Source organism: Aerococcus sp. 1KP-2016, assembly GCF_002252085.1.
In the GTDB taxonomy this organism is placed as follows: Bacteria; Bacillota; Bacilli; order Lactobacillales; family Aerococcaceae; genus Aerococcus.
Window position 1 is genome coordinate 1 of record NZ_NEEY01000097.1, and the last position, 1,535, is coordinate 1,535.

Here is a 1,535-nt window from a genome sequence, read left to right on the forward strand (position 1 = left end):
TCATTCATTTTCATATCAACCTAGTAGTAGTTTTCAATATTACTGCAATTATTCTAAAATATAAGGACTTAGACCCCATTTTTGAAAGGATTTCTAAATCCTTAGTATGTTTAAATTTATTTTTTCTTATATTTTCAAGCTTTTCATTAAATATAATTTTCTTTTTCAAATATCAAATAATGCTTATACATCAAATTAATCCATGTCTCAAAATGAAATTAAGACATGGAATTTTTTCTATTTTTCAATAAAAGTTGCGTTTGTCGGTACTCAAACGCTTCAGCATCTTCGGTCACTTCGATTGCAAGTTCAGAATGATTATCTAAAATTTCTTGTATAATAGTGAAAGGTACTTTAAAATATTCTTTTCTTTCGTTTATTTGGTTTACTCTATATTTTGTTAATTTCTTATGTATTTCATTTTCTAAACCAAATGCATTTTCACTAAAAATTAAAGCATGAACATCAAATTGAAAAGGAACAGAAGCGCTACTAAGCTCTCTTATTCGCTCTAAAGGTTCGAGTCTTCTAGTTACTCCAATTTTATATACATTTTCACCAAAAGAGCCAATGTTTGAAATGATATAAACATATCCGGCTGTAGCATGACCTTCTCTAAAATCGATATTTTCTTCAATATCATCTAATTCAGTTAACTTATTTTCGTATTCAGCAAGTTGCCTTAGTAAATCTTCATGATCTTCTACGGCAGTAACTTTCAATAGTTCTTTTACTTTTTGAATCATGTTTGAATAGTGAGTTCTATCCTTATTTAATTGTGCTCTTTTAGTTGCAATTTCCTTTTGCAATTTCTTATCTTCTTTTTCTTTTTCCCTTTGTTCACGTAATAGTTGTTTCTCTGCTTCTTTTTGCATTTCAAATTCAGCAGCAAGATAAAGCTCTTCTTTTTTTAGTTTTAAGTAAGCAGGGTGAATGGTGATTTCATTTCTTTTGTATAATGTATTAAGTTGAGTGTAAGTCCGTTCTAATGCATTAATTTTACTTTCAACATTACTTACAGTGATTTTGACTAGAAGGGCATCGGCTTCACCATTAAATCCACGTATCATAGCTTTGATAAGTTGATTCTGCATAGTCTTACCTTTAGATGCACTACCATTTAATTGCATTGGATTAACTATGATTCCAGCTCTATCATCTTTAACCATTTTCTTTTCTTCATCTCTAATTTTTGCTATTTTTTCTTTATATTTTTGACTATCAGAGAATTTATATTTTCTTTCATAGAATCCATAATCTAAAATTTCTATATCTTTTTTTGCATCTGAAATTTGTTTTTTTAGCTCCTTCAATTCTTCACTTTTTTGTGAAATTTGATGATTTAGCATTCTAACTTTTTCAGTTAATACTTCATCAACTGGTAACTTTTTCAAAAAATCAAAAAAACCCATATTTTCCTCCTATGAACCCCTACCAATAAACTGAACAAATAAAAAAGAACATTATACTGCCCACAAAAGATGATCCCGATAAGCAGTCGGGGTCATCTTTTTTAATTTTTTCTGATAACGATG

At 28.7% G+C, this 1,535-nt stretch carries 1 protein-coding gene; it reads right to left on the reverse strand.

Annotated elements, in window-relative coordinates:
- Positions 1-218: 218 nt before the first annotated feature.
- Entirely contained in the window at positions 219-1,412 is a 1,194-nt protein-coding gene (locus B9P78_RS09490) for a DUF4041 domain-containing protein (protein ID WP_094519182.1), read from the reverse strand.
- Positions 1,413-1,535 lie beyond the last annotated feature (123 nt).